Here is a 19,367-nt window from a genome sequence, read left to right as displayed (position 1 = left end):
TGCAACGAAATATCTGCCTCTGCCTGCTGTAATGCCGAAAGTGCGCAACGAGTGTGTTGCCAAGTTCCTGAACGCAACGTAGCTTTCCTTCATCGGAAACAGCGGGCCGACGGAGCGCACGCTGAAGCAGAAGGAGAGCGTCATGCAGAAGTTCGACACCACCGCCCCCGTCCTCGCCGTCCTGGACATCCCCGCGGGAAGCATCCGGCTCATCGCCGCCGACCGGGCCGACACCACGGTCGAGATCCGGCCCGCGAACGCCGCGAAGAGCCGGGACGCGCGGGCGGCGGAGCAGACCACGGTCGACTACAGCGAAGGCGTCCTGCGGATCCAGGCCCCGCCGGCGAAGAAGGAGATGCTCGGCGCTTCCGGATACGTCGAGGTGACCGTGCAGCTGCCCGCCGGCTCCCGCGTCGAGGCGAAGAGCGCCGACGCCGAACTCCGGGGTGTCGGACGGCTCGGCGACGTCGCCTTCGAGACCGCGCAGGGCACGGTCAAGCTCGACGAGACCGACAGCGCCCGCCTCACCCTCCTTGCCGGCGACATCTCGGTCGGCCGCCTGGGCGGCCCGGCGGAGATCAGCACCCAGAAGGGCGACCTCCGCGTCACCGAGGCCGTACGCGGCACCGTCACGCTGCGCACCGAGTCCGGCGACGTGTCGGTCGGCGCCGCCCGCGGGGTCTCCGCCTCCCTGGACGCCGGTACCGCGTACGGCCGGATCCACAACGCGCTCAAGAACGCCGACGGCACGCCCGGCCTGACCATCCACGCCACCACGGCCTACGGCGACATCACCGCCCGCAGCCTCTGAAGCGCCACCGCCACCGCCACCGCCACCGCCACCGCCCCCGCCACGGTCACCCTCACCGCACACCCACGACGCGAAGGAGCACCAGCATGTCCCTCACCCTCACCGGCCAGGACCGCCCGGAACTGCAGAAGGCCATCCAGGAGATCGTCGATTCCGGGTTCGCCGGGGTCCAGCTGCGCGTGAACGACGAGCGGGGCGAGTGGGTCGGCAGCGCCGGGGTGAACAGACTGGGCGAGAGCGCGAAGCCTGCGACAGACGGGCGGTTCCGGATCGGCAGCACCACCAAGACCTTCACCGCGACCGTGGTGCTGCTGCTGGTGGCCGAGGGCAGGTTCGGGCTGGACAGCCCGGTGGACGACCACCTGCCCCGGTTCGGTCTCGACCGGCGGATCACGGTGCGGATGCTGCTGCAGCACACCAGCGGGCTGTTCAACCACACCGGCGAGTACGACGACGACGGGACGGTCACGCCGGGGATCCCCTGGCAGGGCCAGGAGTACGTGGACCGCCAGTTCCACACCTACGAGCCGGAGGAGCTGGTACGGCTCTCCCTGTCCAAGCCGGCGAAGTTCGAGCCCGGCGCGGACTGGAGCTACTCCAACACCAACTACGTGCTGGCCAAGTTGCTGATCGAGGAGGTCACCGGCCGCAGCCTGGCCGAGGAGACGGAGCGGCTGATCCTCCGGCCGCTGGGGCTGTCGGGAACCGTGGTGCCGGGCGACTCGCCGGAGATCCCCGAGCCGCACGCTCACGGCTACTACCGGTACGAGAACGCCGGGGAGTGGAAGGTCGTCGACGTCACCCGGTTCAACGTCTCCTGGATCTCCGCCGCCGGTGACATGATCTCGACCACCGAGGATCTCCACACCTTCTTCTCCGCACTGAACAGCGGCAAGCTCGTGCCCGCCCCGCTGCTGGCCGAGATGCGCACGCCGCACCCCAAGCTGGGCTACGGCCTGGGGGTGTTCGTGGAGGAGACGGACGGCGGCGGCACCGTCCTCCATCACAACGGCGGCTTCTTCGGCTGGGCGGCACTGATGTACAGCACGCCCGACGGCAGCCGGACCCTGACCGCCTCGCTGACCACCGGGGACGCCGATCTCGACTTCGCCGCCACGGCCGCGGCGTTCCAGAAGGCGCAGAAGGCGCTCGTCCAGGAGGTGTTCGGCGCGCGGGCCGGGTCGGCCGGCGCGGCAGAGGGCGCCGAGTAGACAGGGCCGGGCACCGTGGGCCGTACGCCCCCAGCCGTCTCCCGCACACCGTCCCGCCCGAGGGCGGCGTGCTCCGGCATCACGTCGGAGTACGCCGCCCTGTCGGCGTTCTCGGGCCCTTGACCGTGGCGTGCGTTGCTGGTTCATTGAATCGGAACGCTCGTCAGAATCCGGTTCATCGAACCAATGGAGGCTGGACATGCCCCAACCCGCTCTCGGTGCCGCTGTGTTCGCCGACCACGCGCGGGAGGCCGTCGAGCGGGTCATCGCCGGCAACAAGGACTCCGTCGTCGCCGCCGCCCGGCTCTTCGCCGACTGTGTCGCCGCCGACGGGGTGATCCACGCCTTCGGTACCGGACACTCGCAGGCCGCCGCCCTGGAGATCGCGGGCCGGGCCGGCGGGCTCGTGCCCACCAGCCGGATCGCGCTCGCCGACCTCGTACTGCGCGGCGGCGAGGACCCCTCCGTACTCGCCGATCCGCTGCTGGAGCGGGCCCCCGGCCTCGCGGACCGGCTCTACGCCCTGGCCACGCCCCGCCCGCAGGACCTCTTCGTCATCATCTCCAACTCGGGCGTGAACAACGCCGTCGTCGACCTGGCGCTCAAGGTGACCGCCGCCGGTCACCCGCTCGTCGCGCTCACCTCGCTCGCGCACACCCACGCCGTCCCCGCCCTCCACGCGAGCGGACGGCGGCTCGCCGACCTCGCCGACGCCGTCCTCGACAACGGCGCCCCCACCGGCGACGCCGTGCTCCCCCTCCCGGACGGCACGGCCCTCTGCGGGGTCTCCACGCTCACCTCGTCCCTCCTCGTGCAGATGGTCGTCGCCGAGTCGGTCGCCCTCCTCCTCGCCGAGGGCCACGAACCGCCGGTGTACGTCTCCGCCAACCTGCCGGGCGGCCATGAGCGCAACGCCGTCCTGGAGGCCCGCTACACAGGCCGGCTGCATCGCGGCGGCCACTGAGCCGTCGCGCGCCTTCCGCCCCCACGATCAATTAGGTTGGAGTCGCAGCGGGGCAAGCAGGCAGGAAGAGAAGAAGTAGGCGATGTCCGAGATGAACGCAGAAGGACGCACGAGGCTCAACCGGCTTCCCGAATGGGCCGCCCTCGGCAAGCACCGCGAGCAGCTGGGGACCACCCATCTGCGCGAGCTGTTCGCCGCCGAACCGGGTCGTGGCACCGCGTACACACTGCGCGTCGGCGACCTGCACCTGGACTACTCCAAGCACCTGGTCACCGACGAGACGCTGACGCTGCTGCGCGAGTTGGCCGCGGCCACCGGCGTGGCCGAGCTGCGCGATGCCATGTTCCGCGGCGAGAAGATCAACACCACCGAGGACCGCGCGGTCCTCCACACCGCGCTGCGCGCCCCGCGCGACGCGGTCGTCGAGGTCGACGGCGAGAACGTGGTCCCGGCCGTCCACGCCGTCCTCGACAAGATGGCCGCCTTCGCGGACAAGGTCCGCGCCGGCGAGTGGACCGGTCACACCGGCAAGCCGATCAAGAACATCGTCAACATCGGCATCGGCGGCTCCGACCTCGGCCCCGCCATGGCGTACGAGGCCCTCCGCGCCTACACCCAGCGGGATCTGACGTTCCGGTTCGTCTCCAACGTCGACGGCGCCGACCTCCACGAGGCCGTCCGCGACCTCGACCCGGCCGAGACGCTCTTCATCGTCGCCTCGAAGACCTTCACCACCATCGAGACGGTCACCAACGCCACCTCCGCCCGCGACTGGCTCCTCACCGGGCTGCGGGCCGGTCAGGACGCCGTCGCCAAACACTTCGTCGCCCTGTCGACCAACGCCGAGAAGGTGCAGGACTTCGGCATCGACACGGCCAACATGTTCGAGTTCTGGGACTGGGTCGGCGGACGGTACTCCTACGACTCCGCCATCGGCCTCTCCCTGATGATCGCCATCGGCCCGGAGCGCTTCCGCGAGATGCTCGACGGCTTCCACCTCGTCGACGAGCACTTCCGGACCGCCCCCGCGGAGGAGAACGCGCCGCTGCTCCTCGGCCTTCTCGGCGTCTGGTACGGCGGCTTCTTCGACGCCCAGTCGCACGCCGTCCTGCCGTACTCGCACTACCTGTCGAAGTTCACCGCCTATCTCCAGCAGCTCGACATGGAGTCCAACGGCAAGTCCGTCGACCGCGACGGCAACCCCGTCGACTGGCAGACCGGACCCGTCGTCTGGGGCACGCCCGGCACCAACGGGCAGCACGCCTACTACCAGTTGATCCACCAGGGCACCAAGCTCATCCCGGCCGACTTCATCGGCTTCGCCGAGCCCGTCGCCGATCTCGCCCCGGGGCTGGTCGCCCAGCACGACCTGCTGATGGCCAACTTCTTCGCCCAGACGCAGGCGCTCGCCTTCGGCAAGACGCCCGAGGAGGTACGGGCCGAGGGCGTCGCCGAGGAGCTCGTCCCGCACAAGACCTTCCAGGGCAACCACCCCACCACCACGATCCTGGCCAAGGAACTCACCCCCTTCGTGCTCGGCCAGCTCATCGCGCTCTACGAGCACAAGGTGTTCGTCCAGGGCGCGGTCTGGAACATCGACTCCTTCGACCAGTGGGGAGTCGAGCTGGGCAAGGTCCTCGCCAAGAAGATCGAGCCCGTGCTCACCGAAGGCACCGGCGGTGAGGAGCTCGACGGCTCGACCGCCGCGCTCGTCGACACGTACCGGACGCTCAGGGGCCGCTGACCGATGAGGGGGGAGAACACGGTGCGGCTGCGGCCGCCGAGCAACTCGCTGAACGAACGGGCCGTCGGCTGGTGGCGCACCCAGTGGCTGGTGACCACCGCCGTGCCGGTGGTGGTCCTCGGCGTGCTCGGGGCGCTCATCACACCGGCCCGGTTCTGGCTCTGGCTGCCCGCCGCCGTCCTGGCGGCCGTCGGCCTCGCCTGCGCCGCGTTCTTCCCCACGTGGTGGTTCCGGGTGCACCGCTGGGAGGTCACCGAGGACGCCGTCTACGTCCGCACGGGGGTCTTCTGGCAGGAGTGGCGGATCGCGCCCATGTCCCGTATCCAGACCGTCGACACGGTCAGGGGACCGCTGGAGCAGTACTTCCGCCTCGCCACGGTCACCGTCACCACTGCCTCCTCCAAGGGCGCGATCCGCGTCGAGGGTCTCGACCACGAACTCGCCGCGGATCTCGCCGAGAAGCTCACCCGCATCACGCAGGCCACGCCCGGGGACGCCACATGAGCGAGGAGTGGCGGCGCCTGGACCGGCGTACGGTCCTGGTCACCGCCGTCGTCCTCGCGGGCGTCGCCGCGGGCGCCGCCCTGCCCACCTTCTTCGGCCTGACCAACACCATGCCCGCCTGGAGGGCCATCGGCTGGATCCTCGCCGGGGCGGTACTCCTCGTCGGCGCCGGCGCGGCCGCCGACCACGTCCGCTGGCGCCGCACCCGCTACCGCATCGGTGCCGAGCGGAGCGAGATGGGGGTCCCCCCGGCCGAAGGCTGGGGGAGGAGCGAGATGGGGGTCCCCCCGGCCGAAGGCTGGGGGAGGAGCGAGATGGGGGTCCCCCCGGCCGAAGGCTGGGGGAGGGTCGAACTCCACACCGGACTCCTCCTGGTCAAGCGACGCTCGCTCGCCCGCGAACGCATCCGCAGCGTCGACCTCACGGCCAACCCGCTGCAACGCGCCCTCGGACTGGTCAAGGTCCGCATCGGCACCGGCGAGCACAACGGCGGCGAGTCCACCCTCGAACTCGACCCGGTCGACCGGGCCGAGGGAGAACGGCTCCGCCGCGAACTGCTCGACCGGACGCTCACCGGCACCGAGGACACCCGCCACGACGGCGCGCTCGCCGTGCTCGACCGGCGCTGGATCCGCTACGCCCCGGTCTCCTTCGTCTCCGTGGCCCTCGGCGGCGCGGCCGCCGGTGCCGTGATGCAGGTCAGCGAGTGGTTCGGGGCCCAGGGCGAGGTCATCGACTGGATAGGCGACCGCTTCCAGGACACCTCGGTCGTCTCCATGATCCTCGTCCTCATCGCACTGGCCGTCCTCGCCGGGACCGTCGGCGCCCTCGCCCTCTGGGTCGAGATGTGGTGGAACTACCGCCTGGAGCGCGAGCCCGGCGGCACTCTCAGGGTCCGCCGCGGACTCCTCACCGCCCGCTCGATCTCCATCGAGGAACGCCGGCTGCGCGGGGTCGAACTGGTCGAGCCGCTCGGCGTACGGATGTGCCGCGCCGCCCGCGTCGACGCCGTCGCCACCGGGCTCGCCGAGCGCCACGAGGACGAGCACGCCGACAGCAAGACCCTGCTGCCCGCCGCGCCCCGCGCGGTCGCCGACCGGGTCGCCGCGCAGGTGCTGCGCGTGTCCGAGTCCCCGACGAGTGCGCCGCTGACCGTCCATCCGCGCGCCGCCCGCACCCGGCGGCTGCGCTGGGCGCTGTGGAGCGCGCTCACCCCCGCCGCGGTCCTCGCCGTCCTCGGAACCCTCCTCACGCCCGTCCTGCTCTACGTGGCCGCGGGCTGCGCCCTCGTCCTCGGGCCGCTCGCCGTGGCGGGCGCGCGTGACGCCTACCGCAACCTCGGGCACGGACTCGCCGGCGACTACCTGCTGGCCAGGTCCGGCACGATCCGCCGCACCACGGTCGCCCTCCAGCGCGGCGGTGTCATCGGCTGGACCGTCAAGCAGTCGTACTTCCAGCGCCGCGCCGGCCTGGTGACGCTCACCGCGACGACCGCGGCGGGCTCGGGCGCGTACGACATCTACGACGCGGGGCAGGGCGAGGGGCTGACCTTCGCCGCCGAGGCCGTGCCGGAGCTGCTCGCGCCCTTCCTGGAACCCGTACGCGAAACGCCGGAGGCCCGGTCCACCGTGCGGTGAACCGGGCCTCCTCGCTCGTCCGTCAGGCCGAGGCCGGCGGATACAGCGCGCGCGGCAGCTCCGACGCGGCCGCCGCGTCGAGCAGCCAGAGCGTCCGCGAGCGACCGTAGGCGCCCGCTGCCGGGGCCTGGATCTCGCCCGCTCCGGACAGCGCGATCGCCGCGGCCTTCGCCTTGTCCTCGCCGGCCGCGAGGAGCCAGACCTCACGCGCGGCACGGATCGCGGGCAGCGTCAGCGAGATCCGGGTCGGCGGCGGCTTGGGCGCGCCGTGCACGCCCACCACCGTGCGCTCGGTCTCACGGACCGCCGGGAGCTCCGGGAACAGCGAGGCCACGTGCGTGTCCGGCCCGACGCCCAGCATCAGCACGTCGAAGCTCGGCACCGAGGCATGGTTCTCCGGACCGGCGGCCGCGGCCAGTTCGGACGCGTACGCCTCGGCCGCCGCCTCGACGTCGTCGCCGTACGGTCCGTCCGAGGCCGGCATCGCGTGCACCCGTGCCGGGTCCAGCGGGACGCTGTCGAGCAGCGCCTCACGGGCCTGGGTGACATTGCGCTCCGGGTCGCCCTCGGGGAGGAACCGCTCGTCGCCCCACCACAGATCGAGCCGCGACCAGTCGATCGCGTCCCGCGCGGGCGCCGAACCGAGCGCCGCGAGCAGCCCGTTGCCGTTGCGGCCGCCCGTGAGGACCACGGAGGCCGAGCCACGGGCGGACTGGGCGTCCACGATCCGCGTGATCAGCCGGGCCGCCGCGGCCTGGGCCATCAGCTCCTTGTCGCGGTGGACGACGAGCTGGGGAGTGTTCACTTGGCCGCCGCCTTCTTGGCCGGGGCCTTCTTCGCGGGCGCCTTCGCCGTGCCGGAAGCCGGATCCGCCGCAGCCGGATCCGCCGAAGCCGATTCGGCGGCAGCAGGGTCAGCCGCGGCCGCCGCCGGAGCCGCCGGAGCCGTCACCTTCGACTCCTCGTCCAGCCGGTCGAGCCCGTACCGCAGCGCCGAGGCGTACGTGTCGTCCGGGTCGAGCCGCCGCAGCTCCTCCGCGATCAGCTCGGCCGTCTCGCGGCGCTTGAGCGCCACGCCACGGTCCGGCTGCCCCTGGATGGAGAGCGTCGCCAGCGAGCCGTCCGGCCGGTCGAGCACGATCGGCCCGCAGGTGGACTCCATCCGTACGGAGGTGAGCCCGGGACCCGCCGACGTCGACCGGCGCACCGGCACCTTCAGCCGGTCCGCCAGCCACATGGCCAGCAGCTCGACGCTCGGGTTGAACTCCTCGCCCTCCACCTCGGCCGAGGTGACCTCGCACACGACCTGGTCGAGCGCGGCGGCCAGCATCGAACGCCACGGGGTGATCCGGGTCCAGGCCAGATCCGTGTCGCCCGGGGTGTACGTGTCCGCGCGTCCGGTCAGCTCGTGGATCGGCTGCTCGGAGGCGTACGTGTCGGTCACCCGGCGCTGGGCGAGCGCGCCCAGCGGGTCGTTCGCCGGGTCGGCCGGGGCGTTGACCGGCCACCAGACGACGGTGGGCGCGTCGGGGAGAAGCAGTGGCAGGACCACCGACTGGGCGTGGTCGACGACCTCGCCGTACAGCCGCAGAACAACCGTTTCCCCTGTGCTGGCGTCGGCGCCGAGGCGGACCTCTGCGTCGAGCCGGGCCTTCGCGCGGTCGCGCGGCGAACGCGAGACCCGCTTGATGACGACCAGCGTCCGCGAGGGGTGCTCGCGGGACGCGTCGTTGGCCGCCTTCAGCGCGTCGTAGGCGTTCTCCTCGTCGGTGACGATGACGAGGGTGAGCACCATGCCGACGGCGGGCGTGCCGATGGCACGCCGCCCGAGCACCAGCGCCTTGTTGATCTTGCTGGACGTGGTGTCCGTGAGGTCGGTCTTCATGGCCTGCGCCAGCTCCGTCCGTCTCGTGCGAGCATTTCGTCCGCCTCGACCGGACCCCAGGTCCCCGACTGGTACTGCGCGGGCTTGCCGTGCTTGTCCCAGTACTGCTCGATCGGGTCGAGGATCTTCCAGGACAGCTCGACCTCCTCGACCCGCGGGAAGAGGTTCGAGTCGCCGAGCAGCACATCGAGGATGAGCCGCTCGTACGCCTCGGGGCTGGACTCCGTGAAGGACTCGCCGTAGGCGAAGTCCATCGACACGTCCCGGACCTCCATCGAGGTGCCCGGAACCTTGGAGCCGAACCGCATGGTGACGCCCTCGTCCGGCTGGACGCGGATGACCAGGGCGTTCTGGCCCAGCTCCTCCGTCGCCGTCTTGTCGAACGGGGAGTGGGGCGCGCGCTGGAAGACCACCGCGATCTCGGTGACGCGACGGCCGAGCCGCTTGCCCGTACGGAGATAGAAGGGGACGCCCGCCCAGCGGCGGTTGTCGATCTCCAGCTTGATGGCCGCGAAGGTGTCGGTCTTCGACTTGGGGTCGATCCCGTCCTCCTGCAGATAGCCGACGGCCTTCGCGCCGCCCTGCCATCCCGGCGCGTACTGGCCGCGGACGGTCGAGGCACCGAGGTCCTTCGGCAGCTTCACCGCGCCGAGCACCTTGGTCTTCTCGGCCGCGAGCGCGTCCGCGTCGAAGGAGGCGGGCTCCTCCATCGCGGTGAGCGCGAGCAGCTGGAGGAGGTGGTTCTGGATGACGTCACGGGCGGCGCCGATGCCGTCGTAGTACCCGGCGCGGCCGCCGATGCCGATGTCCTCGGCCATGGTGATCTGTACGTGGTCGACGTACGACCGGTTCCAGATCGGCTCGAAGAGGGTGTTGGCGAAGCGGAGCGCCAGGATGTTCTGGACGGTCTCCTTGCCCAGGTAGTGGTCGATCCGGAAGACCGCGTCGGGCGGGAAGACCTCGTGGACGACCTCGTTGAGCTCCTTGGCGGAGACCAGGTCGTGGCCGAAGGGCTTCTCGATGACCGCGCGGCGCCAGGAGTTGTTCTTCTGCTCGGCCAGGCCGTGCTTCTTCAGCTGCTGGACGACCAGCGGGAAGAACTTCGGCGGCACGGAGAGGTAGAAGGCGAAGTTGCCGCCCGTGCCCTGCGCCTTGTCCAGCTCCTCGATGGTGGTCTTCAGCTGGTCGAAGGCGTCGTCGTCGTCGAAGTCGCCCTGGACGAAGCGCATCCCCTGGATCAGCTGCTGCCACACCTCCTCGCGGAACGGGGTGCGGGCATGCTGCTTGACGGCCTCGTAGACCTCCTGCGCGAAGTCCTCGTCCTGCCACTCGCGGCGGGCGAAGCCGATGAGCGAGAAGCCCGGCGGCAGCAGACCGCGGTTGGCCAGGTCGTAGACGGCAGGCATCAGCTTCTTTCGGGACAAATCGCCCGTGACGCCGAAGATCACCAGACCCGACGGCCCCGCGATACGCGGGAGCCGTCGGTCTGCGGCGTCACGGAGCGGGTTGGCTCCGTGAACTGCGCTCAAAGTGCTTACGCCTCCGAAGGTGCGAGGCGCTGAAGCTCCGCCTCGGTCGACTTGAGCAGGTCGTTCCAGGACGCCTCGAACTTCTCGACGCCCTCGTCCTCAAGCAGCTGTACCACGTCGTCGTAGCTGATGCCGAGCTTCTCGACGGCATCCAGCTCGGCGCGCGCCTGCGCGTACGTGCCCCGCACGGTGTCGCCGGCGACCTCGCCGTGGTCGGCGGTGGCCTCCAGGGTCGCCTCGGGCATCGTGTTCACGGTGCCCGGCGCGACCAGGTCGACGACGTAGAGCGTGTCCTTGTACGCCGGGTCCTTGACGCCGGTCGAGGCCCACAGCGGACGCTGCTTGTTGGCCTGCGCCTTGTCCAGGGCGTTCCAGCGCTCGCTCGAGAACACCTCTTCGTACGCCTCGTACGCCAGACGGGCGTTGGCGAGGGCGGCCTTGCCCTTGAGGGCCTTGGCCTCGTCCGTGCCGAGGGCGGTCAGGCGCTTGTCGATCTCCGAGTCCACGCGGGAGACGAAGAAGGAGGCCACCGAGTGGATCTTGGAGAGGTCGAGGCCGCGCTCGCGGGCCTTCTCCAGACCGGCCAGGTAGGCGTCCATGACCGCGCGGTAGCGCTCCAGCGAGAAGATCAGCGTCACGTTGACGCTGATGCCGAGGCCGATGACCTCGGTGATCGCCGGCAGACCCGCCTTGGTGGCCGGGATCTTGATGAGCGTGTTGGGACGGTCGACCAGCCAGGCCAGCTGCTTGGCCTCGGCGATGGTGGCCGTCGTGTTGTGGGCCAGGCGGGGATCGACCTCGATCGACACCCGGCCGTCCTGGCCGTCCGTGGAGTCGTAGACCGGACGCAGGATGTCGGCGGCGTCCCTCACGTCAGCCGTCGTGATCATGCGGATGGCCTCGTCCACGGTGACCTTGCGGGCGGCCAGGTCGGCCAGCTGCTGGTCGTAGCCGTGACCCTCCGAGATCGCCTTCTGGAAGATGGACGGGTTGGTGGTGACACCCACCACGTGCTGCTGGTCGATCAGCTCGGCCAGGTTTCCGGACGTGATCCGCTGACGCGAGAGGTCGTCCAGCCAGATCGCGACGCCTTCGTCGGAGAGGCGCTTGAGAGCGTCTGTCATGAGAGGTTCTCCAAAATTCGTGTCTAGGGGCGTCAGCGCGCCGCGGCGTCCAGAGATTCCCGGGCGGCGGCGGCCACGGCCTCCGGCGTGAAGCCGAACTCGCGGAAGAGGACCTTCGCGTCGGCGGAGGCACCGAAGTGCTCCAGCGAGACGATGCGGCCGGCGTCACCGACGTACTTGTGCCAGGTGAGACCGACACCGGCCTCGACGGCCACGCGCGCCTTCACGGACGGCGGCAGAACGGCGTCCTTGTACGCCTGGTCCTGCTCCTCGAACCACTCGACGGACGGCATCGAGACCACGCGGGTCGGGACGCCGGCGGCCTGGAGCTGCTCCCGGGCCTCGACGGCCACGTGCACCTCGGAGCCGGTGCCGATCAGCACGACCTGGGCGTCGCCACCCTCCGCCTCGAACAGGACGTACCCGCCCTTGGCCGCGTCGTCGTTCCAGTCGTACGTCGGCACACCCTGACGGGTCAGGGCCAGACCGTGCGGGGCGCCCTTTCCGAAGACGCGGGTGTGGCGCTTGGTGATCTCGCGCCAGGCGATGGCGGTCTCGTTGGCGTCCGCGGGGCGGACGATGTTCAGACCGGGGATCGCGCGGAGCGACGCCAGGTGCTCCACAGGCTGGTGCGTCGGGCCGTCCTCGCCCAGACCGATCGAGTCGTGGGTCCAGACGTACGTCACCGGAAGGTGCATCAGCGCGGACAGGCGCACGGCGTTGCGCATGTAGTCGGAGAACACCAGGAAGGTGCCGCCGTAGATACGGGTGTTGCCGTGCAGCGCGATGCCGTTCATCTCCGCGGCCATGGAGTGCTCGCGGATGCCGAAGTGGATCGTGCGGCCGTACGGGTCCGCCTCGGGCAGCGGGTTGCCCTCGGGCAGGAACGACGAGGTCTTGTCGATCGTCGTGTTGTTCGAGCCGGCCAGGTCGGCCGAGCCGCCCCACAGCTCCGGGATGACGGCGCCCAGCGACTGCAGGACCTTGCCGGACGCGGCGCGGGTGGCGATACCCTTGCCCGCCTCGAACACCGGGATCTTCGACTCCCAGCCCTCGGGCAGCTCGTTCGCCTGGATGCGGTCGAACGTCGCGGCGCGCTCCGGGTTGGCCGTACGCCACTCCGCGAGGGACTTCTCCCAGGCGGCGCGGGCCTCACGGCCGCGGTCGCCCAGCGAGCGGGTGTGACCGATGACCTCGTCGGAGACCTCGAAGGTCAGCTCCGGGTCGAAACCGAGGATCCGCTTGGTGGCCGCGATCTCCTCGTCGCCGAGCGCCGAGCCGTGCGCGGCCTCGGTGTTCTGGGCGTTCGGGGCGGGCCAGGCGATGATCGAGCGCATCGCGATGAACGACGGACGCTCGGTCTCGGCCTCGGCGGCCTTGATCGCCGCGAACAGCGCCGCCGGGTCCAGGTCGCCGTTGGCCTGCGCCTCGACGCGCTGGACGTGCCAGCCGTACGCCTCGTACCGCTTCATCGTGTCCTCGGACACGGCCGTCTCGGTGTCGCCCTCGATCGAGATGTGGTTGTCGTCCCACAGCAGGATCAGGTTGCCGAGCTTCTGGTGACCGGCCAGCGAGGACGCCTCGGCGGAGATGCCCTCCTGGAGGCAGCCGTCACCGGCGATCGCGTAGATCCGGTGGTCGAACGGGGAGGTGCCGGGGGCCGCCTCCGGGTCGAACAGGCCGCGCTCGAAACGGGCTGCCATCGCCATGCCCACGGCGTTGGCGACACCCTGGCCCAGCGGGCCGGTCGTCGTCTCGACACCCGCGGTGTGACCGTACTCCGGGTGCCCCGGGGTCTTCGAGCCCCAGGTACGGAACGCCTTCAGGTCGTCCAGCTCGAGCCCGAAGCCCCCCAGGTACAGCTGGGTGTAGAGGGTCAGGGACGAGTGACCGGCGGACAGCACGAAACGGTCGCGCCCCACCCACTCCGGATCGGCCGGGTCGTGGCGCATCACCTTCTGGAAGAGGGTGTACGCGGCGGGCGCCAGGCTCATGGCCGTACCGGGATGGCCGTTGCCGACCTTCTGTACGGCGTCCGCGGCCAGGATGCGGGCGGTGTCCACGGCCCGCTGGTCCAATTCGGTCCACTCGAGGTCTGTGGTGGTCGGCTTAGTGCTCACCCTGAGTCAGGGCTCCTCTCCACATGTACTGGAAGCCGGTGACTGAGGGTGTACCGGCGTTGTCGAGCCTACCCCCGTCATCACGTCCATCTTTTCGAGTGCGGGCCCCGGAAAACAGAAGACACGGCAAGAGTGCCGGTCACTCTGTCACTTCACCTCCCGAGTGCTGTCCACGCCTTGGGACGCGGCCCCTCAACACGACCCCACCCCCGCGAAGATCGGCGTCTGGGCAACGTCTACAGTGGCGTGGTACGCGCAAGTCTTCACCCCGTCTTCATCCGGGGAGCTTGCTGGGAATTCTCTGTCAGGGGTGTGCGTGACGGCCGTCGAGTCCCGACCCGCAGGGGTCGTCTTGACTCCCAGCCCGGGGGGCCATCGGCCGTTCGGGGCCCGCGTCAAGGCATTCGTGGCGCTGACCAAGCCGCGGATCATCGAGCTGCTGCTCATCACGACCGTTCCGGTGATGTTCCTCGCCGAGCAGGGCGTTCCGAACATGTGGCTGGTACTCGCCACCTGTTTCGGAGGCTATCTGTCGGCGGGCGGCGCGAACGCGCTGAACATGTACATCGACCGCGACATCGACGCCCTGATGGACCGGACCTCCCAGCGTCCGCTGGTCACCGGCGTCCTCACCCCGCGTGAGGGCCTGGTCTTCGGTCTCACCCTCGCCGTGGTCTCCACGCTCTGGTTCGGGCTCCTGGTCAACTGGCTCTCCGCGGCGCTCTCGCTCGGCGCGCTCCTCTTCTACGTCGTGATCTACACGATGATCCTCAAGCGCCGCACGGCGCAGAACATCGTCTGGGGCGGCATCGCCGGCTGTCTGCCGGTGCTCATCGGCTGGTCGTCCGTCACCAACTCGATGTCCTGGGCCGCGATCATCCTCTTCATGGTCATCTTCTTCTGGACGCCGCCGCACTACTGGCCGCTGTCGATGAAGGTCAAGGACGACTACGCCCGCGCGGGCGTGCCCATGCTCCCGGTCCTCGCCTCCAACAAGGTCGTCGCCAAGCAGATCGTCGTGTACAGCTGGGTGATGGTCGCCGTCTCGCTGCTGCTGACGCCGCTCGGCTACACCGGCTGGTTCTACACGGCCGTGGCGCTGCTCACCGGCGGCTGGTGGCTCTGGGAGGCGCACGGGCTGCTGAACCGCGCGAAGAACGGCGCGACCGGCGCGAAGCTCAAGGAGATGCGCCTCTTCCACTGGTCGATCACCTATGTCTCGCTGCTCTTCGTGGCGGTCGCGGTGGACCCCTTCCTGAGGTAGCACCTCGGACCCTGATCAACGGCCGGTGCACGTGGGCAAGACCACGTGCACCGGCCGTCGCCAGTGGATCTACCCCTCGGTAGCATCTGTCCCATGGCAGACACCAAGCAGGCGGAGACCAAGCAGGCGGAGCGCAAGGCGGCCAAGCTCGCCAGGCAGATCCAGGCGTTCTCCAAGGAGCACGGCGGCGCCGAGGGGCAGCTCGCCCACATCGGCCAGGCGGGCACCCGGATCGTCCTCGTCGGCGAGGACGGCGGCTGGGGTGACCTGGTGGCCCCGACGTACGCCGTCGCGGAGCAGGCCGCGGAGAAGGCCGGGCTGACCCTCCACGAGGAGTTCGACGGCGAGTTCGCCGCCAAGGTCGTCACCGGCCCGTACGAGTGGAGCCGGATGGCCGGTATCCAGCTGGGCGGCGCGTCCAACGCGTAGGCGTTCACGGGAGGCAACAACCTCGGGCGGGGCTCACCCGTTAGGACGTGTGGAAGAACGTCCACGCAGGGAGCCCCCCGAATGATCGAGACCCCGAGCCTGGTGGACCAGCACTGCCACGGGGTGCTCCGCACGGAGCTCGGCCTCGGCACGTTCGAGGCGTACCTCGGCAGGACCGCCCGGCCGCCCGCGCCCGGCACCACCTTCTTCGACACCCAGACCGGTTTCGCGGTGCGCCGCTGGTGCCCGCCGCTGCTCGGCCTGGAGCCGCACTGCCCGCCGGCCCGCTATCTCGCCCGCCGCCGTGAACTGGGCGTACTGGAGTCCGGGCGGCGGTTGCTGCGCGCCTCCGGAATCTCCACCTACCTCGTGGACACGGGCCTGCCCGGCGATCTGACCGGCCCCGCCGAGATCGCCTCCGCCGGTGCCGCCGCCGCACACGAGATCGTCCGCCTGGAACCCCTCGCCGAGCAGGTCGCCGACACCTCCGGGTCGGTCGAGGCGCTCCTCGCCAACCTCTCCGAGGCCGTCCACGGCGCCGCCACGACCGCCGTCGCGTTCACCTCGGTGGCGGGGGTGAGCCGGGGTCTCGTCCAGGCGTCCGAGCCACCGGGGCCGGGCGAGGTCCGTGGGGCGGCGGGGCGGTGGCTGGCGCGGCGCCCGGTCGGCGGCCGGCTCACCGACCCGGTGCTGCTGCGCCATCTGCTCTGGGTCGCCGTCGGCGCCGGACGGCCGCTCCAGCTGCACGTGGGGGCCGAGGACCCCGCCGGGCTCGCCGGCTTCGCCGCGTCCACCAGCGGCCTCGGCACGGACGTCGTGCTGCTGCACGGATACCCGTACCACCGGCAGACGGCCCAGCTGACGGGCGCGTTCCCGCACGTGTACGCCGACCTCGGCTCCGTCCTCGGCAGGACCGGGGCCCGGGCCGCGGCCGTACTCGCCGAGCTCCTGGAGCTGGCCCCCTTCGGCAAGCTGCTCTTCTCCAGCGGGGCGCACGCCCTGCCGGAGCTGCACGTCGTGGCGGCCAGCGTCTTCCGTGGCGCGCTCAGCCGTGTGCTGGGCGAGTGGGTGGCCGACGGCGCCTGGTCCCTCACCGACGCCCAGCGCGTGGCGACCATGATCGCCTCGGGCAACGCCCGCAGGGTCTACGGGCTGGCCTGAGTACGGCCCGGCGAGGGCCGCGGGGTCACGCCTTCGCCAGGGCCGCGTCGGACTGGGCCGGGATCTCCGGGCTGGGCAGCGGGCGCTCGCGCAGGCTCAGGGCGAGGCGCAGGACCGCGATCCACATCAGCGCGGAGCCGAGCATGTGCGCGCCGACCAGGACCTCGGGGACGCCGGTGAAGTACTGGAGGTAGCCGATCCCGCCCTGGGCGAGCAGCACGATCAGCAGGTCGCGGGCGCGCGCCCGGGTGTCGTCGGGGGCGTCGACCACCCGCAGCACCAGCCACATCGCGAGGGCGAGGGCGCAGACCACCCAGGCGCCGATGGCGTGCAGGTGGGCGGCGGCGGTCCAGTCCCACGGCATGCGCGGGACGTCACTGCTGTCCCCCGCGTGCTTGCCCGAGCCCGTGACGCCCGTGCCGAGGACGACCAGGAGGGCCGAGGTCGCGATGATCGCCCAGGAGAGCTTGCGCACCGGACCGGGGACGCGCGGCCGGGGCGTCGTGTCGCCCTCGCCTGCACGGTGCCATGTGATCACGGCGACGGTGAGGAGTGCGTTGGCGGCGATGAAGTGGCCGGCGACGGTCCACGGGTTGAGGCCCATCCACACGGTGATGCCGCCCAGGACCGCGTTGCTCGCGACGATCCAGAACTGTGCCCAGCCGAGCCGGGTCAGACCGCGGCGCCACGGCTTGGTGGACCGCGCGGCGATGATCGCCCAGCCGACCGCGGCCGACAGGACGTACGTGAGCATCCGGTTGCCGAACTCGATCACCCCTCGGTAGCCCTGCTCGGGCGTCACGATGAGGCTGTCGTCGGTGCACTTGGGCCACGTGTCGCAGCCGAGGCCGGAGCCGGTCAGCCGGACCGCGCCTCCCGTGACGATGATGAGGACGCTCATCACGACGGCGGAGAGCGCGGCGCGCCGGAGGGTCCGGGGGGACGGGGTCCAGCGCCTGGCGATGTGGGCGAGGGGGGTCAACACGGGCCCTATCGTAGGACGGGGCTTGTGCACACTTTCACGAGGGGTGCGTTACGGGTGAAGTCACCCCGGAACGTCACCCTCCCGCTACTCCCAGCGGAAGAACCGCGCCGCCGCGCCGAGCCCGAGGACCGCCCACACGGCGAGCGTCAGCCCCTGTCCCCACGGCATCCCGGCGCCGCCCTGGAGCACGTCCCGCAGCCCGTCCGAGAGCGCCGAGATCGGCAGCAGCTCAAGCACGGAGCGGGCCGCGTCGGGGAACCGGTCGAGCGGCACGATCACCCCGCCGCCCACCAGGAGCAGCAGGAACACCAGGTTCGCGGCGGCCAGGGTCGCCTCGGCGCGCAGCGTGCCCGCCATCAGCAGACCGAGGCCCGAGAAGGCGGCCGTGCCGAGGACGAGCAGCAGGAGGACGGAGACGGGGTCGCCCTGGGGCGACCAGCCGAGCCCCAGCGCGATGGCGGTCAGGAGTGCGACCTGGAGGACCTCGGTGACCAGCACGGAGAGCGTCTTGGCGGTCATCAGCGCCCAGCGGGGGAGCGGGGAGGCCCCGAGCCGCTTGAGGACGCCGTAGCGGCGCTCGAAGCCGGTGGCGATGGCCTGACCGGTGAAGGCGGTGGACATCACGGCGAGCGCGAGAACACCCGGCGCGAGGAAGTCGACGGCCTTGTCGGCGCCCGTGTCGACGATGTCGACGTTGGAGAAGAGCACGAGGAGCAGGGACGGGATGATCACCGTCAGAAGCAGCTGCTCGCCGTTGCGCAGCAGCATCTTCGTCTCCAGGACGGTCTGCGCCGCGATCATCCGGCCCACGGGCGCGGCTCCCGGCTTCGGGGCGTAGGTTCCAGTGCTCATGACCGCAGCTCCTTGCCCGTGAGCGCGAGGCTGTGCCGTCCCGGGGGACAACCCCCGGACCCCCGGCGAATCCCGGTGTCGCCCTGCATCATGACCGCAGCTCCTTGCCCGTGAGCTCGAGAAAGACGTCTTCGAGGGTGTGGCGCTCCACCGCGATGCCGTCCGGCATCACGCCGTGCTGGGCGCACCAGGTGGTGACGGTGGCGAGCAGCTGGGGGCCCACCTCGCCGGTGATCCGGTACGTCCCCGGCATCGGCTCCGCGGCCTGGGTGCCGTCGGGGAGGGCCTTGAGCAGCGAGCCGAGGTCGAGCCCGGGGCGGCCGGTGAAGCGCAGGGTGTTCTCGGCGCCGCCGCGGCACAGCGCCTCGGGGCTGCCCTGGGCGGCGACCCGGCCGGCGTCGATGATCGCCACGTCGTCCGCAAGCTCCTCGGCCTCGTGCATGAAGTGCGTGGTGAGGACGACGGTGGCGCCGTCGGCGCGCAGCTCGCGGACGAGGTCCCAGGTGGCGCGGCGGGCCTGCGGGTCGAGTCCGGCGGTCGGCTCGTCGAGGAAGACCAGCTCCGGGCGGCCCACGACGGCCATCGCGAGCGCGAGCCGCTGCTGCTGGCCGCCGGAGAGCCGGCGGTAGGTGGTGCGGCCGCAGGAGCCGAGCCCGAGGCGCTCGATCAGGGCGTCCACGTCGAGCGGGTGGGCGTGCAGCTTCGCCATGTGGCGGAGCATCTCGTCGGCACGGGCGCCGGAGTAGACGCCACCCGACTGGAGCATCACGCCGATCCGGGGCCGGAGCCGGGCCGCGTCGGCCACCGGGTCGAGCCCGAGCACGCGGACGGTGCCCGCGTCGGCCTTCCGGTAGCCCTCGCAGGTCTCGATCGTGGTGGTCTTCCCGGCCCCGTTCGGGCCGAGGACGGCGGTCACGGTGCCGGCCCGGACGTCGAGGTCGAGGCCGTCGACGGCGGTCTTGGTCCCGTACCGCTTGACCAGGCCGCGGACCTGGACGACGGACTCGTTCTTCATGCCCGGAAGTCTAGAGAGCCGTCCGGTTGCTCCGTTCGGCGGGGAGAACCGGCCGCCTCGGAGGCCTAGGAATGGCCGAAAACATTGGGCGGAAGCCGCCACGGTGCGCGCACTTCTCCTCCACGATCGGGTG

17 protein-coding genes are annotated in these 19,367 nt (G+C 71.1%); 9 read left to right on the top strand and 8 right to left on the bottom strand.

Features of this window, described 5'->3' with window-relative positions:
- The first annotated feature begins 142 nt into the window (after positions 1–142).
- From ACFY8U_RS21370 to ACFY8U_RS21345, 6 genes are all read left to right on the top strand, one after another.
- Complete coding sequence (locus tag ACFY8U_RS21370; protein WP_389572397.1) at positions 143–811, top strand: DUF4097 family beta strand repeat-containing protein; 669 nt, start codon at positions 143–145, stop codon at positions 809–811.
- A gap of 86 nt (positions 812–897) precedes the next feature.
- On the top strand, positions 898–2,022 hold the full coding sequence (locus ACFY8U_RS21365) for a serine hydrolase domain-containing protein (RefSeq protein ID WP_389572395.1): 1,125 nt from the start codon (positions 898–900) through the stop codon (positions 2,020–2,022).
- 199 nt (positions 2,023–2,221) lie between these two features.
- Positions 2,222–2,986 carry a sugar isomerase domain-containing protein gene (locus tag ACFY8U_RS21360; RefSeq protein ID WP_389572392.1) on the top strand — a complete coding sequence of 255 codons (765 nt, stop codon included), beginning with the start codon at positions 2,222–2,224 and terminating at the stop codon, positions 2,984–2,986.
- Positions 2,987–3,077: 91 nt separating this feature from the next.
- Positions 3,078–4,730 (top strand): glucose-6-phosphate isomerase, encoded by a 1,653-nt coding sequence (gene pgi, locus ACFY8U_RS21355; RefSeq protein WP_389573249.1) that lies wholly within the window; start codon positions 3,078–3,080, stop codon positions 4,728–4,730.
- A 3-nt stretch (positions 4,731–4,733) separates the two neighbouring features.
- Positions 4,734–5,234: a PH domain-containing protein gene (locus ACFY8U_RS21350; RefSeq protein ID WP_389572389.1), complete on the top strand. Its 501-nt coding sequence runs from the start codon at positions 4,734–4,736 to the stop codon at positions 5,232–5,234.
- On the top strand, positions 5,231–6,871 hold the full coding sequence (locus ACFY8U_RS21345; RefSeq protein ID WP_389572387.1) for a PH domain-containing protein: 1,641 nt from the start codon (positions 5,231–5,233) through the stop codon (positions 6,869–6,871). Before ACFY8U_RS21350 ends, ACFY8U_RS21345 begins: the two co-directional genes overlap by 4 nt.
- A 22-nt stretch (positions 6,872–6,893) precedes the next feature.
- Here ACFY8U_RS21345 and pgl read toward each other — a convergent pair whose 3' ends face one another.
- Genes pgl through tkt form a run of 5 tightly spaced genes read right to left on the bottom strand, consistent with a single transcriptional unit; the run spans position 6,894 to position 13,528 of the window.
- Entirely contained in the window at positions 6,894–7,676 is a 783-nt protein-coding gene (pgl, locus tag ACFY8U_RS21340; protein WP_389572385.1) for a 6-phosphogluconolactonase, read from the bottom strand.
- Positions 7,673–8,755 carry a glucose-6-phosphate dehydrogenase assembly protein OpcA gene (gene opcA / locus ACFY8U_RS21335; protein ID WP_389572382.1) on the bottom strand — a complete coding sequence of 361 codons (1,083 nt, stop codon included), beginning with the start codon at positions 8,753–8,755 and terminating at the stop codon, positions 7,673–7,675. Before opcA ends, pgl begins: the two co-directional genes overlap by 4 nt.
- The gene (gene zwf / locus ACFY8U_RS21330; RefSeq protein WP_389572380.1) at positions 8,752–10,284 is read right to left on the bottom strand and encodes a glucose-6-phosphate dehydrogenase; all 1,533 of its coding nucleotides are present in this window, start codon (positions 10,282–10,284) and stop codon (positions 8,752–8,754) included. The genes opcA and zwf overlap by 4 nt, the downstream gene beginning before the upstream one ends.
- 5 nt (positions 10,285–10,289) lie before the next feature.
- The gene (tal, locus tag ACFY8U_RS21325; protein ID WP_361761774.1) at positions 10,290–11,408 is read right to left on the bottom strand and encodes a transaldolase; all 1,119 of its coding nucleotides are present in this window, start codon (positions 11,406–11,408) and stop codon (positions 10,290–10,292) included.
- Positions 11,409–11,440: 32 nt separating this feature from the next.
- Positions 11,441–13,528, bottom strand: coding sequence for a transketolase (gene tkt, locus ACFY8U_RS21320; protein WP_389572376.1), 2,088 nt, complete (start codon positions 13,526–13,528; stop codon positions 11,441–11,443).
- 310 nt (positions 13,529–13,838) lie between these two features.
- On the opposite strand from tkt, the gene ACFY8U_RS21315 reads away from it, so the two are divergent.
- The 3 genes from ACFY8U_RS21315 to ACFY8U_RS21305 all read left to right on the top strand — a co-directional run bounded on the left by ACFY8U_RS21315 (position 13,839) and on the right by ACFY8U_RS21305 (position 16,382).
- The gene (locus ACFY8U_RS21315) at positions 13,839–14,792 is read left to right on the top strand and encodes a heme o synthase (protein WP_389572374.1); all 954 of its coding nucleotides are present in this window, start codon (positions 13,839–13,841) and stop codon (positions 14,790–14,792) included.
- A gap of 93 nt (positions 14,793–14,885) precedes the next feature.
- Entirely contained in the window at positions 14,886–15,221 is a 336-nt protein-coding gene (locus ACFY8U_RS21310) for a hypothetical protein (RefSeq protein ID WP_361432627.1), read from the top strand.
- Between the two features lie 81 nt (positions 15,222–15,302).
- Positions 15,303–16,382 carry an amidohydrolase family protein gene (locus tag ACFY8U_RS21305; protein ID WP_389572371.1) on the top strand — a complete coding sequence of 360 codons (1,080 nt, stop codon included), beginning with the start codon at positions 15,303–15,305 and terminating at the stop codon, positions 16,380–16,382.
- A 25-nt stretch (positions 16,383–16,407) separates the two neighbouring features.
- Here ACFY8U_RS21305 and ACFY8U_RS21300 read toward each other — a convergent pair whose 3' ends face one another.
- The 3 genes from ACFY8U_RS21300 to ACFY8U_RS21290 all read right to left on the bottom strand — a co-directional run bounded on the left by ACFY8U_RS21300 (position 16,408) and on the right by ACFY8U_RS21290 (position 19,234).
- Positions 16,408–17,376 carry a heme A synthase gene (locus ACFY8U_RS21300; RefSeq protein WP_389573246.1) on the bottom strand — a complete coding sequence of 323 codons (969 nt, stop codon included), beginning with the start codon at positions 17,374–17,376 and terminating at the stop codon, positions 16,408–16,410.
- Between the two features lie 75 nt (positions 17,377–17,451).
- Positions 17,452–18,219, bottom strand: a complete 768-nt coding sequence (locus tag ACFY8U_RS21295; protein ID WP_389572368.1) for an ABC transporter permease — start codon at positions 18,217–18,219, stop codon at positions 17,452–17,454.
- A gap of 88 nt (positions 18,220–18,307) precedes the next feature.
- The gene (locus tag ACFY8U_RS21290) at positions 18,308–19,234 is read right to left on the bottom strand and encodes an ABC transporter ATP-binding protein (RefSeq protein ID WP_361761757.1); all 927 of its coding nucleotides are present in this window, start codon (positions 19,232–19,234) and stop codon (positions 18,308–18,310) included.
- Positions 19,235–19,367 lie beyond the last annotated feature (133 nt).

It is taken from the genome of Streptomyces sp. NPDC012508, assembly GCF_042902595.1.
Classification (GTDB): domain Bacteria; phylum Actinomycetota; class Actinomycetes; order Streptomycetales; family Streptomycetaceae; genus Streptomyces.
Note: the sequence above shows the minus strand (reverse complement) of the source record. Positions and strands in the feature narration are given on the sequence as shown.

Coding starts and splice junctions, on each gene's coding strand:
- ACFY8U_RS21370 (WP_389572397.1), top strand. CDS start 143: ATGCAGAAGTTCGACACCACCGCCCCCGTCCTCGCCGTCCTGGACATC.
- ACFY8U_RS21365 (WP_389572395.1), top strand. CDS start 898: ATGTCCCTCACCCTCACCGGCCAGGACCGCCCGGAACTGCAGAAGGCC.
- ACFY8U_RS21360 (WP_389572392.1), top strand. CDS start 2,222: ATGCCCCAACCCGCTCTCGGTGCCGCTGTGTTCGCCGACCACGCGCGG.
- pgi (WP_389573249.1), top strand. CDS start 3,078: ATGAACGCAGAAGGACGCACGAGGCTCAACCGGCTTCCCGAATGGGCC.
- ACFY8U_RS21350 (WP_389572389.1), top strand. CDS start 4,734: ATGAGGGGGGAGAACACGGTGCGGCTGCGGCCGCCGAGCAACTCGCTG.
- ACFY8U_RS21345 (WP_389572387.1), top strand. CDS start 5,231: ATGAGCGAGGAGTGGCGGCGCCTGGACCGGCGTACGGTCCTGGTCACC.
- opcA (WP_389572382.1), bottom strand. CDS start 8,755: ATGAAGACCGACCTCACGGACACCACGTCCAGCAAGATCAACAAGGCG.
- tal (WP_361761774.1), bottom strand. CDS start 11,408: ATGACAGACGCTCTCAAGCGCCTCTCCGACGAAGGCGTCGCGATCTGG.
- ACFY8U_RS21310 (WP_361432627.1), top strand. CDS start 14,886: ATGGCAGACACCAAGCAGGCGGAGACCAAGCAGGCGGAGCGCAAGGCG.
- ACFY8U_RS21305 (WP_389572371.1), top strand. CDS start 15,303: ATGATCGAGACCCCGAGCCTGGTGGACCAGCACTGCCACGGGGTGCTC.
- ACFY8U_RS21295 (WP_389572368.1), bottom strand. CDS start 18,219: ATGAGCACTGGAACCTACGCCCCGAAGCCGGGAGCCGCGCCCGTGGGC.
- ACFY8U_RS21290 (WP_361761757.1), bottom strand. CDS start 19,234: ATGAAGAACGAGTCCGTCGTCCAGGTCCGCGGCCTGGTCAAGCGGTAC.